Genomic DNA, 15,208 nt, shown 5'->3' with positions numbered 1-15,208 from the left:
CTCATTCGTGGCCCACACGGGCCGAGCACTACGGAGCAGGCCGGCACGAAGCTGGTCATCGGTGGTGGTCTTCCGGCTTCGGCCCGCGATTGAGGCGGGTTTCAGCGGATCCGGAGCACTTCTACTGCTGGCCAGAGCATGCCGCGCGGCGAGACTTATCGCCCGCAGCCCTTCCTGCTTAGCTCCTGCTCCTTGTGCACAGTGCGCGAAAGCGCAGAGCGCGAAAGCGCGTGTACGTCGCATAGCGAATGCGGCAGCAAAGGAGATGTGACCTTTGGAAGGTCCAGAAATCAAGTTCGCCGAGGCAGTCCTCGACAACGGCAAGTTCGGCAAGCGCACCATCCGATTCGAGACCGGTCGTCTCGCACAGCAGGCGCAGGGCGCCGTCGCTGCCTACCTCGACGAAGAGACCATGCTTCTCTCGGCCACCTCGGCGAGCAAGCACCCCAAGGACAACTTCGACTTCTTCCCGCTGACGGTCGACGTCGAGGAGCGCGCGTACGCCGCGGGCAAGATCCCCGGCTCGTTCTTCCGTCGTGAGGGACGCCCCTCCACCGAGGCGATCCTCGTCTGCCGTCTCATCGACCGGCCGCTGCGCCCCTCCTTCGTCGAGGGCCTGCGCAACGAGGTCCAGATCGTCATCACGGTCCTCTCGATCGCTCCCGGTGAGTTCTACGACGCCCTCGCGATCAACGCCGCGTCGGCATCCACCCAGATCTCCGGCCTGCCCTTCAGCGGCCCGATCGGCGGAATCCGTCTCGCCCTGATCGACGACCAGTGGGTCGCGTTCCCGAAGTACGAGCAGCTCGAGCGCGCCGTCTTCGACCTGACCGTCGCCGGTCGCCTCGTCACCGATGCCGAAGGCAACGAAGACGTCGCGATCATGATGGTCGAGGCCGAGGCGACCGAGCACAGCTGGGGTCTCATCCAGGGCGGCGCCACGAAGCCCGACGAGGCCGTCGTCGCCGCGGGTCTCGAAGCGTCGAAGCCGTTCCTCAAGCAGCTCATCAAGGCCCAGGCCGAGATGGCAGCCCAGTCGGCCAAGCCGATCGCGGACTACCCGGTCTTCCTGCCCTACTCGCAGGAGGCGTTCGACGCCGTGTCCGAGCTGGCCTTCGCCGAGCTGTCGAGCGTCTACCAGATCGCCGACAAGATCGAGCGCCAGAACGCGGACGACGCCCTCAAGGAGCGCGTCAAGCTCGCGATCAACGCCAAGGTCGAGGCCGGTGAGCTGGGCGGCGACATCCCGCCCATGGTCAGCGCCGCCTACAAGTCGGTGACCAAGAAGGTCGTCCGCGGTCGCATCCTCAGCGAGGGTGTCCGCATCGACGGTCGCGGTCTCGCCGACATCCGCCCGCTCGACGCCGAGGTCGCGGTCATCCCGCGTGTCCACGGTTCGGCGATCTTTCAGCGCGGAGAGACCCAGATCCTGGGCGTCACCACGCTGAACATGCTCAAGCTCGAGCAGCAGATCGACTCGCTGGCGCCCGTCAAGAGCAAGCGCTACCTGCACCACTACAACTTCCCGCCCTACTCGACCGGTGAGACCGGCCGCGTCGGATCGCCGAAGCGTCGCGAGATCGGGCACGGCTTCCTCGCCGAGCGCGCCCTCGTGCCGGTGCTCCCGTCGCGCGAGGAGTTCCCCTACGCGATCCGTCAGGTGTCCGAGGCTCTCGGCTCCAACGGTTCGACGTCGATGGGCTCCGTCTGCGCCTCGACCCTCTCGCTGCTCAACGCCGGTGTGCCGCTGCGCGCCTCGGTCGCCGGCATCGCGATGGGCCTCGTCTCCGACACGGTCGATGGTGAGACCCGCTACGCGGCTCTGACCGACATCCTCGGTGCCGAAGACGCGCTCGGCGACATGGACTTCAAGGTCGCCGGTACCAGCGAGTTCGTCACCGCCATCCAGCTCGACACCAAGCTCGACGGAATCCCCTCGTCGGTCCTCGACGGTGCGCTCAAGCAGGCCAAGGAGGCTCGCACCGCGATCCTCGCCGTGCTGAACGCCGCGATCGAAGGCCCCGACGAGATGGCCCCGACCGCGCCTCGCGTGATCAGCGTCCAGATCCCCGTCGACAAGATCGGTGAGCTGATCGGCCCCAAGGGCAAGACGATCAACCAGATCCAGGACGACACCGGAGCCGACATCTCGATCGAGGAGGACGGCACCGTGTACATCGGCGCCGTCGACGGCGACTCGGCGGAGGCGGCGCGCAGCGCGGTCAACGCGATCGCCAACCCGCACAACCCCGAGGTGGGTGAGCGGTTCCTCGGCACCGTCGTCAAGCTGGCCACGTTCGGCGCCTTCGTGTCGCTCATGCCCGGCCGTGACGGTCTGCTGCACATCAGCGAGGTGCGCAAGCTCGCCGGTGGCAAACGCGTCGAGAACGTCGAAGACGTGCTCGGTGTCGGCCAGAAGATCCAGGTCGAGATCACTAAGGTCGACGACCGTGGAAAGCTCTCGCTCGCCCCGGTGGTCGACGAGACGCCCGAGCCGGCTGAGACCCAGTCGAGCGCGGCAGCGTCCGAAGGCCCCGAGGCTCCGGCCGAGGGCTGATCCTCTTCGGATCGCCTTTCGTGACGAAGGCCCGTCCCACCCACGTCCCTCGAGGACGCGGGTGGGGCGGGCCTTCGCTCGTTGCACACTGACCTGCCCACTTCAGGCAGTCTTGAGGGGAGGACACTGCCCGAAGTGGGCAAGTCAGCCCCTGCCTGCGCGGGGGAAGCGGAAGGGGAGCCCGATGACATCGAGTGGTGACGCCGCACCTGCGGAGGCCCGCGGTGCTGATGCGGACGGCGTGATCGAGCGCGACGGGGACCGGTGGTCGGTTCGCTTCGTCCGGTTCCTCGACACCGACATCGACACCGCATGGCGGCTGATGAGCGAGCCCGAGCAGCTCGCCCGCTGGTTCGAACCCGCATTGCTCGACCGGGACGGCGGATACCACTTCGACGGCGACGAGGGGCTGCACAGCTTCGGCAAGATCCTCTACTGCGCTCCTCCGACCTCGTACTCGGTGACGTGGACCGCACCGGGCGATGAGGATTCGCCGTCGACGTCCATCACCGTCACCGTGGCGGAGCGAGACGGGGGTGGAGTCGAACTGACGCTCGAGCATCGCGGGCTCGGAGCCGTCGACGTCGCCGACTACGGAGCCGGATGGCATGCGTACCTCGACAGACTCGTCACCTCGGGAAGCGTGCTGGCGCCTCTCGAGTCCGACTGGTCGGATCGATTCGCCGACAGGCGTCCCCGTTACCTTCGGATGGTCGACCCCACCGGCTGAGCACGGCTGGTCGCCCGGCGGCGGGAACGCCGCACCCTCTCCCGAGTGTCGGACGCTCCCGGTAACGTCGGGGCATGGTCGCGCACGCCGACAAGCCGGAGCTCCATATCGACACGGTCGAAGAGTGGGAGCGGTGGCTCGAGCAGCCGGAGCACCCGGAGGGGGTGCGTTTGCGGGTGCGGAAGAAGAACACCACCAAGCCGGGTATCACACGCGACGAAGCCGTCGATGCCGCGCTCTGCTTCGGGTGGATCGATGGCCAGGCGGGCGGGCTCGATGAGGACTACTTCATCCAGTCCTTCACCCCGCGCAGGCCGAAGAGCATGTGGTCGCAGGTCAACCAGGCGCACGTCGCCCGACTGATCGAGGAGGGCCGGATGCGACCCGGCGGGCTCGCCGAGGTGGAGCGTGCCAAGGCCGACGGTCGCTGGGATGCCGCGTATCGACAGAAGGACGCGGTGCCCCCGGCCGAGCTGCAGGCGGCACTGGATGCGAGCCCCGCGGCCGCTGCGGCGTTCGCGGCGCAGTCATCGGTGAACCGGTTCGCGATGATCTTCCGGATCAGCAACCTCAAGAAGCCCGCGTCGCGCGAGGCCCGCGCCGCCCTCTACGTCGGGATGCTGGAGCGGGGGGAGACCCTCCGCTGAGGTGGTCGGGGGTCTCGGTACGCGCTGGCGCGCTGCTCGACCTCCGGGGGTTGCCCGCCCGCTGAGCCTGTCGAAGCGCAGGGCTGCTCGACCTCCGGGGGTTGCCCGCCCGCTGAGCCTGTCGAAGCGCAGGGCTGCTCGACCTCCGGGGGTTGCCCGCCCGCTGAGCCCGTCGAAGCGCAGGGCCACGCCTCCGCGTCAGGTCCAGAAGTCCTCGTGGACCACGGCAGCCTCGTCCTCGATGGCGGGGCCGTCGACGGCGATGGTGCGCTGACCGCGGGCGAAGACCTCGCGGCAGGGCAGGGAGAACGTTGGGTTCTCGGGGTGGTCGCCCGTGAGCTCGAGCAGGCGGTGCTCCGACAGGGCGTAGACGACCCGGTCGATCCCCGTCCAGTAGACCGCCCCGGAACACATCGCGCAGGGTTCCGCGCTCGTGTACAGGGTGCTGCCCGCCATGCCTTCGGCGCCGAGCTTGCGGGACGCCTCGGCGACGGCACGCAGCTCGGCATGCTGGGTGGGATCGCCTTCGGGCGGAAGCGAGTTGTTGCCTGCGCTGGCCACCATCGCGCCCGAGGCGTCGACGACGATCGCGCCGAACGGATGCCGGCCCGAAGCGCGTGCGTCGGCGGCCACCCGGATGGACTGCCGGAGGTGGCTCAGGTCGAGCTCGGAGAGTGTCGTCACGATCGATCTACCTGTTCACAAGTGTCAAGGAATTGCGCTGGATCCAGCCTAACCCGCGCGAATCCGGTCATCCGAGCCCTGTGTTACGCCTGAGTTACGTCCTGGGAACAGTTGTGTTCCCACTTGTGAACAAGTGCGCCAGCATGACTAGCGTGCATCTTCGACGGTCCGTCACCTTCGACGCCCGACCCCCGAAAGGCACCACTGTCATGTCCGAGCAGCAGCCCGCATCCGTCCGAGTCGACGAGCAGGCGATCCGTGCGCTCCCCAAGGCAGAGCTCCACATCCACCTCGAGGGCACCTTCTCGCTCATCGATCTTCTGACCCTGGCGCGGGAGAGCGGCGCCGACCTCCCGGGCCCCGCTGCGACCCTCTTCGATGTCGCGACGCATCACGAATTCACCATGCCCGAGGTGACGACCGGTGGAGGAACCGGTGTCGGAAAGGCCGGCCTCAGCGGATTCCTGCGTTTCCTCGACTGGCAGTGCGGACTCGTCCGCACCCGTGAGCAAGCAGCGAGGACCGCCTACTCGTTCGCCGCGCGGCAGAGCGCGTCCGGCATCCGCTACAGCGACGTCATCGTCAACCCCACGCACTGGAATGCCTGGCACGGCCGCGAACTCGAGCTCGTGGACGCCCTCGCCGCCGGATTCGACGCCGCCGAGCAGGACGGGCTCTGCGTCGTGAACATCGCCTACTCGCTGCTGCGCGGGCAGGATGCGGTCGAGGCCGAGGACATCGTCCGCTCGCTGGTGGCGACCCGGCCGCGCCGCGTCGTCGCCCTGTCGATCGACGGCGACGAGAAGACGACCGGTCGCACCGGCGTCAAGTTCCAGGAGGCGTTCCGCATCGCCGCCGCCGGCGGCCTCCACCGGACGGTCCACGCGGGGGAGTCGAGCGGGCCGGACGGCGTCTGGGACGCGCTCGACCTGCTCGGCGCCGAACGAATCGACCACGGCATCCGCGCCGTCGAGGACCCGGCACTCATCGGTCGGCTCGTCGCCGACGGGATCACGCTGAACGTCTGCCCGCGGTCCAACGTGGCCCTGGGGCTGTACCCGAGCTGGTCGGCGCACCCGCTGCCCCGCCTCCTCGATGCGGGAGTGTCGGTCACGCTGAACACCGACGACCCGTCGCCCCTCGGCACGACTCTCGAAGCGGACTGGTCCGCGGCATCGGTCGAATTCGGCTACTCGCTCGTCGACCTCGCCGGCTTCGCCGCACGCTCGATCACCGCCTCGTTCGCCGACGACGACCTCAAGCGCCGACTGAGCGACGAACTCGTCGCCGCGACCTCGGAGCTCGTCGCATGAGCGGGATCGCGACGCACCCGCGCCACCTGCCCGTGAACGGGATCGTGGTCACGACAGCCATCGTCGCCTTCACCACCGCGGTGCTCACCCTCCCGTGGAACTCCGCGGCGTCCAGCACCTCCGCCGCGGTCGCCGACACCGCAGGGGTCGTCGCCGACGGGACGATCGTGGACCTCGCACCCATCGCAGCGGCCTGGCCCGACGAGTACACGGTCGCGGGCACCAAGTCCGAGCCGCTCTACGTCGAGCACATCACCTCGACCCGCGACGGCGACGTCTTCGCCCTGAGCATCGAGGTCGTCGCCCAGGGCGATACCGCCCTCGGCACTCAGCTGTCGGCGGTTCGGGTACGGGACGACGGGCGGATCGAGTGGCTGGCCGGCTGCACCAAGACCGCTTCGGTGTGCGCCGACGATCCGGCCCTCCGCGGCTTCCTTTCCGCCGCCGCCGTCCGGGCAGCCATCGACCGGGGCGCACTCCCGGCCGCCGGCGTTGCGCGAACCCTGCACGGCACCGCTGCGGTCTGCATCGCCGACGGTGCACTGCATCCGGCCGCTCCGCCCGCCACCACCGACCTCGACCCGTGCTTCTCCCGCGTGAGCGGAGCGCTCGTCGGCCACTACTCGGACGCCAGCGGCTCCTTCGTCGGCCCGACCCTCTCCCGCGGCTTCTCCGAGGCGACCGGTGCCGACCGCGACCTCATCGACTCGCTCATCTCCTGAACCTCCCCGAACCATCTCGACCCTTACCGCAGCACCACAGCACCGCTCCCTCCACCACCAGGCAAGTTCCCCGAAAGGACACCACATGCGCACGAGAACCCTCTTCTCCGCCGCAGCGCTCGCGACGAGTGCCGCTCTCCTCCTCGCCGGCTGCTCCGCCGGCGGCGGCACCGACACGGCGTCGACCGACGAGCCCGCTGACGACGTGATCCGCGTCGGCGCGCTCACCCCCGGCAACACCAACGACGGGGCCTTCAACCAGGCGATCTCCGACGCCCTCGCCCAGCTCGAGGAGGAAGGGCTCATCGAGTACGAGCTCCGCGACCAGATGGCCGACCCCGCCACCAGCGAGCCGGTCATCGCCGACTTCGCCAGCCAGGGGTACGACCTGATCATCGGCCACGGCATCGAGCTCGGCGACGCGATCTTCTCCGTCGCCGAGGACTTCCCCGACGTGAAGTTCACCGCGTCCGGCGGCCCGGACATCCTCGACAAGTTCACCGACAACGTCGAGACCTGGACCTACGACACCCCGTCGGTCGGATACCTGTCCGGGTACATCGCGGGCGTATCGGGAGCGAGCACCATCGGTCGTGTCGAGAGCCTCGAACTCGACTTCGTCAAGGCGACCGACGCCTTCTTCCAGCAGGGCGTGCTCGCGGCCAACCCGTCGGCCACCCTGCTCCCCGTCGTCTACGCGGGCAGCTTCGACGACGCCGAAGCCGCCGCGTCGGCGACAACCGGTCTCATCGGGCAGGGCGCCGACCTCGTCTACACCACCGGCGACGGCATCGCAGCGGGTGTCGGGGCGGCTGCGGCCGACGCCGACGTCCTGAGCGTCGGCGTCTCCTCAGCCGCCGGCGACGCAGCGCTCGCGACCAATGTCTCGACCGTCGACCTCGACATGTACCCGATCGTCAAGGGCTGGGTCGAGGAGGTCGCGGCAGGCGACTTCGGCGGCAAGAGCGTCGTCTCGACCCTCGAGAACGGCGGCATCGTCTACGCCGACCTCAACGACGTCGACGGGCGTGTCCCCGCCGACGCCGCGACCAAGATCGAGGAGCTCATCGCCGGTCTCGAAGACGGAAGCATCACCATCTCCTGATGATCACCACACCTTCTGAGACGGGCCGCGTCCTCGCGGCGCGGTCCGTCTCGAAGAGCTACGGCTCGGTCCGTGCGCTCGACGACGTCGACATCGTCGTCGCGCCCGGCCGGGTGCACGCGATCGTCGGAGAGAACGGCGCGGGCAAGTCGACCCTCGCCAAGATCCTCGCCGGCATCGAGCTCCCGAGCGCGGGGACGATGACGCTCGGAGAGAGCTCCTACGCGCCACGCGATCGCGCCGATGCCCGGGCGGCCGGCATCACCATGGTGCCCCAGCAGCTCAGCCTCGTCGGCGAGCTCAGCCTGGTCGAGAACCTCCTGCTCACCGGGACGCGCGCCGTCGTCAGCCGTCGCGCTGCCCGCGAGACCCTGGTCGACACGCTCCTCCGCGCCGGTGTGAGCGTGTCGCTCGACGCGCCCACCGCTTCGCTCAGCCAGGCGCATCGCCAGCTCGGCGAGATCGTCGTCGCCCTCGCGGAGGGCGCCCGGACCCTCATCCTCGACGAGCCGACGGCGAGCCTGGGGCCGCTCGAGGTCGGCGGGCTCTTCGAGCACCTCCGCGGCCTCCGCGAACTGGGCACCGCCATCGTGCTCATCACCCACCGCCTCGACGAGGTGAGGCAGGTGGCCGACGACGTGACAGTGCTCTCCCACGGCGCCGACGTCCACACGGGCAGTGCGGTCGGACTCGAACCCCGCCGGATCGCCCAGCTCATGGTCGGGGAGCTGCCCGAGGCCCCCGAGCACAGCGCGCGCTCGGTCGGTCAGGCGGTCCTCCGCGCCGACCGCGTCTCGACCGACGAGACCAGCGACGCCTCGCTCCGCGACGTCTCGATCGAGGTCCGCGCATCCGAGATCGTCGGGGTCGCAGGCGTTGCGGGCAGCGGTCAGAACGCCCTGCTCGATGTGCTCGCCGGATTCACCCGACCCAGAACCGGGACCGTCACCGTCGACGGCGAGTCGGGCAGCGCGGTCGAACTGCTGAGGAACGGCGTCGCCTGGATCCCCGAGGAGCGGTCCGAGGCGACCGTTCCCGGCATGTCGATCGGCGAGAACCTCGCCGTGTACGACTCCGCCCGAGGGCGAGCGACGCGCGGGAGTGCCCGCGGCGGCACGCGCCGCGTCGCACAGAAGGAGACGCTGACCGCCTTCGACGTGCGACCGGCCGTGCCCGCTCTCGCCGCCTCAGGGCTCTCCGGGGGGAACCAGCAGAAGCTCCTCGTCGCGCGCGAACTCGGCGCGGCATGGGAGACCGCCGACGGTGAACAGCGCCATCCGCGCGCCGTGCTCGCTTACGGGCCGACCCAGGGGCTCGACCTCCGCGCATCCGCCGCGATCCGGGAGCGACTCATCGACCTCGCCGAACGCGGTGCCGCCGTCCTCGTCGCCTCGCACGACCTCGAGGAGATCCTCGCCGTCGCGGATCGGGTCGTGGTGATGTTCGGGGGTCGCATCGTCGCCGACCTGCCCGTCTCCGAGGCGACCACTCAGCGGCTCGGTGAGGCGATGGCCGGCATCACCTCCGCCGACCAGCCGGACCCCTCGGGAACTCCGGCAACCGATACGAAGGAACCCAGCTAGATGACCCGCATGAGCGATCTGTATCCGACCGAGGCCGAACTCGGCCGTCTCCGTGCCGTCGCGTCGGGCACCGAGCTTCCCGACCTCATCGTGCGGGGCGGACTCGTCCAGTCACCGGGCACCGACGAGTTCCTCGAGCGCGACGTGGTCATCGCGGGCCGCCACATCGCGACCCTCACGCCCTGGAACCACTTCGCCGCCGCGACCGAGGAGATCGACGCGACGGGGCAGTACGTGGTCCCCACCTTCATCGACGCCCACCTGCACATCGAGTACACGAACCTGACGCCCGGCGAACTGGCGCGGGTGAGCGTCGCACGCGGGACGACGACGGTTCTGACCGATCCCAACGGCGCCGCGAACGTGTGGGGGCCGACCGGGATGGACTTCCTGCTCAGCACCGAGACCCCGCTCCACGTCTTCCAGCAGGTCTCGCCGACGACGCCGGGCGCGCCCGCTCTCGAACGCGGGGGAGCGGTCATCCCCGAGGACGTCGTCCGCGCCCGTCTGCTCGACGACGTCACCACCAACCTCGGCGAGAGCAACCCCTTCGACTACGGCGAGGCCTCGACCGGCCGGTTCCGGGCGGCACTGGCGGCCGGACGCCGGTTGACCGGGCACACCGCAGCCCAGACCCACGAATCGCTGTGGGGCTACCTCGCCGCCGGCATCGGCGACGACCACAACTCGGCCACCGTCGACGAGGCGCTCGAGCGGGTGCGCCTGGGCGCGATGATCACGATCATGGGCTCGTCCCTGACCGACAACACCATCCCCCTCTTCGCGGATCTCGAGGCGATCGCCCCCGCTTTCGGCAGCATGTGCTTCTGCGCCGACGACAAGCACGTCCTCGACCTCGCGACAGAGGGGCACATCGACCACCATGTGCGCCAGGCCATCCGGTTCGGCGTCGAACCGGGTCTCGCCTACCGGATGGCGACAGCCCACGCCGCCAAGTACTACCGGCTCGACCAGGTGCTCGGACTGCTCGCGCCGTCGCGCCTGGCCGACCTGCAGCTCATCCCCGACCTGGCCGACGTGCGTCCATCCGTCGTCATCGTCGCCGGCGGGGTCGCGGCGCGCGACGGTGTCGCCGCCTTCGCGAACAACGATCCCGTGCCGGACTGGGCTCTCGACACGGTGCACCTCCCCGAGCGGCTCGACCCGTCGATGTTCGCGCTCCCCGTCCCGGCCGACACGGGCGCGACGGTCCGCGTCCGCGCGATGGAGATGTACCGCGGCTACTTCAAGCGCGCATTCGAGGCCCAGCTGAAGGTCGTCGACGGTCTCGTCCAAGCCGACACCGACGACGACGTGCTGAAGATCGCCGTCGTCGATCGACACCACGGAGACGGGCAGGTCGGTCTCGGCTTCGTGAAGGGTTTCGGGCTGTCGCGCGGGGCGATCGCGATCACGATGAACTGCCCCAACATGAACATCGCGGTCGTCGGCGGGAACGACCCCGACATGCTCCTCGCGGTCGAGGAGCTGCGGCGCATGGGCGGCGGGTTCGTCACCGTCGCCGACGGCGAGGTCCTCGCCCGAGTTCCGCTCCCCGTGGGGGGCATGATGAGTGCCGCACCGTTCGAGGAGACCGCCGAAGCACTGCGACAGGGGCACGCCGCCACGGCCGCGCTCGGCTGCACCATCCCGTCCCCGTACATCATCCTGTCCTTCGTCGGCCTCTACGTCGTGCCCGATCTGGGCGTCACCGAGCTCGGTCTCATCGACGCCCTGACCCAGAGCTTCGTCGACGTGCTCGTCCCCGGCCCGGTCGACCCGTGCGGCCACGACGGGGAGCAGGCGTGAACCGGATCCGAGAGCTCGACCATCGGCGGTGGGCGATCACCGCCGGCGTCGTCCTGGTCGTCCTCGCGGTCGCCGCGCTCCTCATCCTGTTCGCGGGAGCGGATCCGCTCGTCGGTCTGCGCGGCCTCATCGAAGGCATCTCGAGCTCGCCCTACCGCGTCGGCGAGCTGCTGGTCGGGGCGGTCCCCATCGCCATCGTCGCGCTGACCCTCATCCCCGCGCTGCGCGCAGGGGTCTTCTCGGTCGGAGCCGAGGGCCAGATCATCTTCGGCGCGATCTTCGCGACCGGAGCGACCCTCTGGCTCGCCGATGTCTTCGGCCCCGACCTGCCGGCACCCGCCTTCTGGGTGGTCGGCCTGATCGCAGGCGCCGTCGGCGGCGGGCTCTTCGCCCTTCTCCCCGCTCTGCTCGCGGTCCGCTGGCAGGTCAACGAGATCCTCAGCACACTCCTGCTGAACTACGTCGCGGCGGGGTTCCTCGGCTGGACGCTCCGCACCTGGCTCGCGAGCCCCGAGGACACGGCCACCCCGCAGAGCGAGCAGCTTCCCGAGGCGGCGGCCCTGCCGTCCCTGATCCCGGGCACCCGGGCGCACTGGGGGATCCTGCTCGTCGTCATCATCGCGATCGGCTTCATGCTGTGGCGTCGAAGCGCCGCCTCGACGCGGGTCGCGGTGTTCGCCAGCCGGCCCAAACTCGCCCTGCGTCTCGGCGCGACCCGCTCGGGCACCATCTACTTCACCATGCTCGTCTCGGGAGCCGGGGCCGGACTGGTCGGCTGGATCCAGGTCGCCGGGGTGAACGAACGGCTGTTCAGCTCCGTCACGGGCGGAGTGGGCTTCTCGGGCCTGGCCGTCGCGCTGCTCGGCGGTCTGCTGCCCATCGGCATCGTCGCGGCGGCCCTGTTCTTCTCCGCCCTCACCGCGGGCGCGGTCGGCATGCAGTCCGCCACCGGAACCATCCCGTCGTCGATCGCCGAGGTCATCAAGAGCGTCCTGCTCCTCGGGGTCGCGAGCATCGCCGCCTACCAGCGCCGCCCCGCCGCGGTGGTCGCCCCGAGCGACGCGGCCGCCGCGGTCGACGATCAGCCCGCCGACGAGACGGAGCACGTCCGATGAGTCCCGAACTCTGGATCTCGATCCTCGCCGGCGCGATCGCCCTGTCGGCACCGCTCGTGCTCGCCGGGGTCGGAGAGGGCTTCGTCGAGCGCGCGGGCCGCATCAATCTCGGCATCGAGGGGATGATGATCCTCGGCGCGTTCATGGGCGTCTACGTGGCGAGCTCCGCGGGGCCGATGGCGGGGCTCCTCGCCGGAGCGGTCACGGGGCTCGTGCTCGCGATCCTGATGAACACCGTCGTCCACCGCCTCCACGCCAACGAGATCGTCGTCGGGCTCGCGATCACCATGCTCGGGCTGGGGCTCAGCACCTACCTGTTCCAGCTCTGGATCCCATCGGGCGAGACGAACATCAGCGTCGAGACCGTCCCGCGCTGGCCGATCCCGTTGCTGGCCGACATCCCCTTCGTCGGGCGCATCCTGTTCGCGCAGAGCCCGATCGTCTACGCGACCGTGCTGGTCGCCGTCGCCGCGTGGGCTGTCATGCGCTTCACGCGGTTCGGTCTGCAGATCCGCGCCGTCGGCGCCGACCCGGTCGCAGCGACCCTCCGCGGTGTCCGCACCCGCACCGTCGGATCGTCCTCGCTGCTGATCGGAGGCTCCCTCGCCGGTCTCGCCGGTGCGGTGATCACGGTGGGCACCATCGGATCCTTCACTCCCGGCATCACCGCCGGGCGCGGCTACATCGTGCTCGCTATCGTCATCATGGGGCGCAGCACCCCCGTCGGCATCGCGCTCGGCGCCCTTCTCTTCGCCTTCCTGCAGAGCTTCTCGCTGCTCGCCCAGTCGACCGGACTGCAGCTGCCGAGCGAGATCTACCAGACTCTGCCCTACGTGGTGACCCTCATCGTGCTCGTCATCTCGTCGCGGTCGCGCCTGCGGTCGGTGCTGAAGAAGGCGAGGCTCGCATGAGTGAGACAGGATCCGCACGCAACCTCGAGGATCAGCGCGTCCTCGCGGGGCTTCTCCGTTTCGTCCGAGAGGCGGCGACCGACGGGCACTCGCTGCCCGGCGAGGTGGAGCTGGCCGATCGGATCGGCTGCAGCAGGAAGCAGGTCCGTGATGCCCTCGCGTCGCTCGAGCAGCAGGGTGTCGTGCTCCGCCGCCAGGGCGCGGCGACCGAGGTCGACCCGGTCGCGATGCGAATGGGTGTGCGGTTCGAGGACCAGCTCGAGTACAGCGTGCTCCTGCGCCAACTCGGCTACGAGAGCGGGGTGGAGGTTCTCTCGGTGAGCGACACGGCACTGCCGTCCGACGTCGCCGGGCTCCTGATGCGCAGTCCCGGCGCTCCGGCCGCCCGGGTGGTGAAGCGCTGGCGCGCCGACGGGGCCGTCGCCATGCTCGCGTTCGGCACCGTCCCGCTGCCGGATGAGCCGGGGGACGTCGACCTCGGCGACTCCATCTACGCATCGATCGCGGCCCTATGGGGCGAGGCTATCGCCTGGGAGGTCGCGACGCCGTCCGCCGAGGCGCTCTCGGAGGCCGATGCGGAGCTCTTCGAGCATCCGGTCGGCACTCCCGTCCTCACGCTCGACATCGTGGGCATCGGCATGAGCGGGCGCCGCCTGTTCCACGCCCGCGAGCTCCACGACCCCGCGATCGCGTCCTACTCGATCATGCGCACCGTCCGCCCCCCGCAGGTCTTCTCGACCGCGCGCTACCAGTTCTGATCCGTCCCTCCGACCTGTCCCCGTGACCGAACTCGCGAAAGGCTCACCATGCTGACCCGTCCCTCACCCGTCGTCGTCCCCGCGGACGAGCAGCGCTGGATCGACACCGTGCAGCAGCTCGCCGCCTCCTTCGCCGAGACGGTCGCCGACGACGACCGCACGGGCGAGCTCCCCGAGGCCCACCTGCGCGCGCTGTCGGCGAGCGGGCTCGACGTCGCGTTCCTTCCCGTCGAGCACGGGGGAGAGGCATTGTCCTACGCGACCCTCGGCCAGGTCGTTCGCATCCTGGCCGCCGCGCACCCCGCCGTGGCGGCCGTCTGGCTCATGCACATCGGTGCGGCCCACGCTCTCGTCACCCTCTCGCCGCCCGAGGCGGCGTCGTTCTTCGCCGCGGAGCTCGCGGCCGGGAAGCGATTCTCGAACGCGCTCTCCGAGCCCGCCGGCGGCAACTTCTTCCTCTCGTCCCAGCAGGACGTTCCCGCGACCGAGGGAGGGTGGTCCTTCACCGGACGGAAGATGTTCGTCTCGGGTGCGGAGATCGCCGACCACCTCTTCACCAATGTCCGCGTCGACGGCAACCCGGCGTTCTTCGGAGTCACGATCGACGACACCGTCTCGTTCCCGCCGATCGATCAGACCTCGGGGATGCGCTCCACCCGCAGCCGCGGAATCGCATTCGCCGGCACGCATCTCTCCGCCGACCGGCTGACGTCGCCGCCGCCCGCCGACTATTCGAACCTCATCTCCGTCGCGTTCGGATTCCTCTCCATCGGCATCGCCGAGTCTGCGCTCGACGCCCTGAAGGCGTACGCCGTCGGACGCCCGACGGCGCCCGGATCGCCCGAGACGCTCGCCGATACCCAGTGGGTCAAGATGGAGACGGGGCTCGTCTGGGCGGAGCTGCGCGCCGCCCGACTCCTGGCGGAGCAGACCACCTGGCTGGCCGACCGGCGCGACCCGCAGGCCATGGCCAATGCGGCCGAGGCGAAGATGCTCGCCAACGAGGTCGCCAAGAAGGCGGCGGCTGTCGCGGTGAAGGTGGGCGGAGGCAGCGGGTACCTCGAGAAGTCGCCGATCCAGAGGATCTTCCGTGACGCGCAGGCCGGTGCTCTGATGGCCTACAACGTGCCCTTCAGTCAGGAGATCGTCGGCGGCTGGGTGCTCGCCGCGGACTGACGCCGGCCGCCCGCCCGCTGAGCCCGTCGAAGCGAAGGACGGGAGGTGAGCGGGTGCTCGTTTCGACGGGCTCAACGGGCATCCGCCCCGTCCGCCCG

At 69.8% G+C, this 15,208-nt stretch carries 13 protein-coding genes; 12 read left to right on the top strand and 1 reads right to left on the bottom strand.

The annotated features are described in order from the left end of the window. Positions 1-274 precede the first annotated feature (274 nt). The 3 genes from DDQ50_RS14670 to DDQ50_RS14660 all read left to right on the top strand — a co-directional run bounded on the left by DDQ50_RS14670 (position 275) and on the right by DDQ50_RS14660 (position 3,934). On the top strand, positions 275-2,557 hold the full coding sequence (locus DDQ50_RS14670; protein ID WP_116757544.1) for a polyribonucleotide nucleotidyltransferase: 2,283 nt from the start codon (positions 275-277) through the stop codon (positions 2,555-2,557). Positions 2,558-2,741: 184 nt separating this feature from the next. After that, positions 2,742-3,287 (top strand): SRPBCC domain-containing protein, encoded by a 546-nt coding sequence (locus tag DDQ50_RS14665; protein ID WP_116757543.1) that lies wholly within the window; start codon positions 2,742-2,744, stop codon positions 3,285-3,287. A gap of 74 nt (positions 3,288-3,361) precedes the next feature. Continuing rightward, positions 3,362-3,934 carry a YdeI/OmpD-associated family protein gene (locus DDQ50_RS14660; protein ID WP_116757542.1) on the top strand — a complete coding sequence of 191 codons (573 nt, stop codon included), beginning with the start codon at positions 3,362-3,364 and terminating at the stop codon, positions 3,932-3,934. A 198-nt stretch (positions 3,935-4,132) separates the two neighbouring features. Here DDQ50_RS14660 and DDQ50_RS14655 read toward each other — a convergent pair whose 3' ends face one another. Next, complete coding sequence (locus DDQ50_RS14655) at positions 4,133-4,618, bottom strand: nucleoside deaminase (protein ID WP_240614444.1); 486 nt, start codon at positions 4,616-4,618, stop codon at positions 4,133-4,135. Between the two features lie 209 nt (positions 4,619-4,827). On the opposite strand from DDQ50_RS14655, the gene add reads away from it, so the two are divergent. From add to DDQ50_RS14610, 9 genes are all read left to right on the top strand, one after another. Beyond that, complete coding sequence (gene add / locus DDQ50_RS14650) at positions 4,828-5,931, top strand: adenosine deaminase (RefSeq protein WP_116757540.1); 1,104 nt, start codon at positions 4,828-4,830, stop codon at positions 5,929-5,931. Continuing rightward, positions 5,928-6,653 (top strand): hypothetical protein, encoded by a 726-nt coding sequence (locus tag DDQ50_RS14645; protein WP_116757539.1) that lies wholly within the window; start codon positions 5,928-5,930, stop codon positions 6,651-6,653. The genes add and DDQ50_RS14645 overlap by 4 nt, the downstream gene beginning before the upstream one ends. A gap of 85 nt (positions 6,654-6,738) precedes the next feature. Next, on the top strand, positions 6,739-7,758 hold the full coding sequence (locus tag DDQ50_RS14640) for a BMP family lipoprotein (RefSeq protein ID WP_116757538.1): 1,020 nt from the start codon (positions 6,739-6,741) through the stop codon (positions 7,756-7,758). Next, positions 7,758-9,341 (top strand): ABC transporter ATP-binding protein, encoded by a 1,584-nt coding sequence (locus DDQ50_RS14635; RefSeq protein WP_116757537.1) that lies wholly within the window; start codon positions 7,758-7,760, stop codon positions 9,339-9,341. Before DDQ50_RS14640 ends, DDQ50_RS14635 begins: the two co-directional genes overlap by 1 nt. Before the next feature lie 9 nt (positions 9,342-9,350). Next, on the top strand, positions 9,351-11,150 hold the full coding sequence (locus tag DDQ50_RS14630) for an adenine deaminase C-terminal domain-containing protein (protein ID WP_165829842.1): 1,800 nt from the start codon (positions 9,351-9,353) through the stop codon (positions 11,148-11,150). Then, on the top strand, positions 11,147-12,265 hold the full coding sequence (locus DDQ50_RS14625) for an ABC transporter permease (protein WP_165829841.1): 1,119 nt from the start codon (positions 11,147-11,149) through the stop codon (positions 12,263-12,265). Before DDQ50_RS14630 ends, DDQ50_RS14625 begins: the two co-directional genes overlap by 4 nt. Further along, positions 12,262-13,176 carry an ABC transporter permease gene (locus DDQ50_RS14620; RefSeq protein ID WP_116757535.1) on the top strand — a complete coding sequence of 305 codons (915 nt, stop codon included), beginning with the start codon at positions 12,262-12,264 and terminating at the stop codon, positions 13,174-13,176. Before DDQ50_RS14625 ends, DDQ50_RS14620 begins: the two co-directional genes overlap by 4 nt. Next, entirely contained in the window at positions 13,173-13,934 is a 762-nt protein-coding gene (locus tag DDQ50_RS14615) for a GntR family transcriptional regulator (protein WP_116757534.1), read from the top strand. Before DDQ50_RS14620 ends, DDQ50_RS14615 begins: the two co-directional genes overlap by 4 nt. 48 nt (positions 13,935-13,982) lie before the next feature. Continuing rightward, a complete protein-coding gene (locus DDQ50_RS14610) occupies positions 13,983-15,110 on the top strand; it encodes an acyl-CoA dehydrogenase family protein (RefSeq protein ID WP_116757533.1) in 1,128 nt (375 codons plus the stop codon). Positions 15,111-15,208 lie beyond the last annotated feature (98 nt).

It is taken from the genome of Amnibacterium flavum, from assembly GCF_003097495.1.
Classification (GTDB): domain Bacteria; phylum Actinomycetota; class Actinomycetes; order Actinomycetales; family Microbacteriaceae; genus Naasia; species Naasia flava.
The sequence above is the reverse complement of the archived record's forward strand: the minus strand, read 5'-3'. Positions and strand labels throughout refer to the sequence as shown.

Excerpts from the sequence above, each read along its gene's own strand:
- DDQ50_RS14665 (WP_116757543.1), top strand. The coding sequence starts at position 2,742 with ATGACATCGAGTGGTGACGCCGCACCTGCGGAGGCCCGCGGTGCTGAT.
- DDQ50_RS14660 (WP_116757542.1), top strand. The coding sequence starts at position 3,362 with ATGGTCGCGCACGCCGACAAGCCGGAGCTCCATATCGACACGGTCGAA.
- add (WP_116757540.1), top strand. The coding sequence starts at position 4,828 with ATGTCCGAGCAGCAGCCCGCATCCGTCCGAGTCGACGAGCAGGCGATC.
- DDQ50_RS14645 (WP_116757539.1), top strand. The coding sequence starts at position 5,928 with ATGAGCGGGATCGCGACGCACCCGCGCCACCTGCCCGTGAACGGGATC.
- DDQ50_RS14640 (WP_116757538.1), top strand. The coding sequence starts at position 6,739 with ATGCGCACGAGAACCCTCTTCTCCGCCGCAGCGCTCGCGACGAGTGCC.
- DDQ50_RS14635 (WP_116757537.1), top strand. The coding sequence starts at position 7,758 with ATGATCACCACACCTTCTGAGACGGGCCGCGTCCTCGCGGCGCGGTCC.
- DDQ50_RS14630 (WP_165829842.1), top strand. The coding sequence starts at position 9,351 with ATGAGCGATCTGTATCCGACCGAGGCCGAACTCGGCCGTCTCCGTGCC.
- DDQ50_RS14620 (WP_116757535.1), top strand. The coding sequence starts at position 12,262 with ATGAGTCCCGAACTCTGGATCTCGATCCTCGCCGGCGCGATCGCCCTG.
- DDQ50_RS14615 (WP_116757534.1), top strand. The coding sequence starts at position 13,173 with ATGAGTGAGACAGGATCCGCACGCAACCTCGAGGATCAGCGCGTCCTC.
- DDQ50_RS14610 (WP_116757533.1), top strand. The coding sequence starts at position 13,983 with ATGCTGACCCGTCCCTCACCCGTCGTCGTCCCCGCGGACGAGCAGCGC.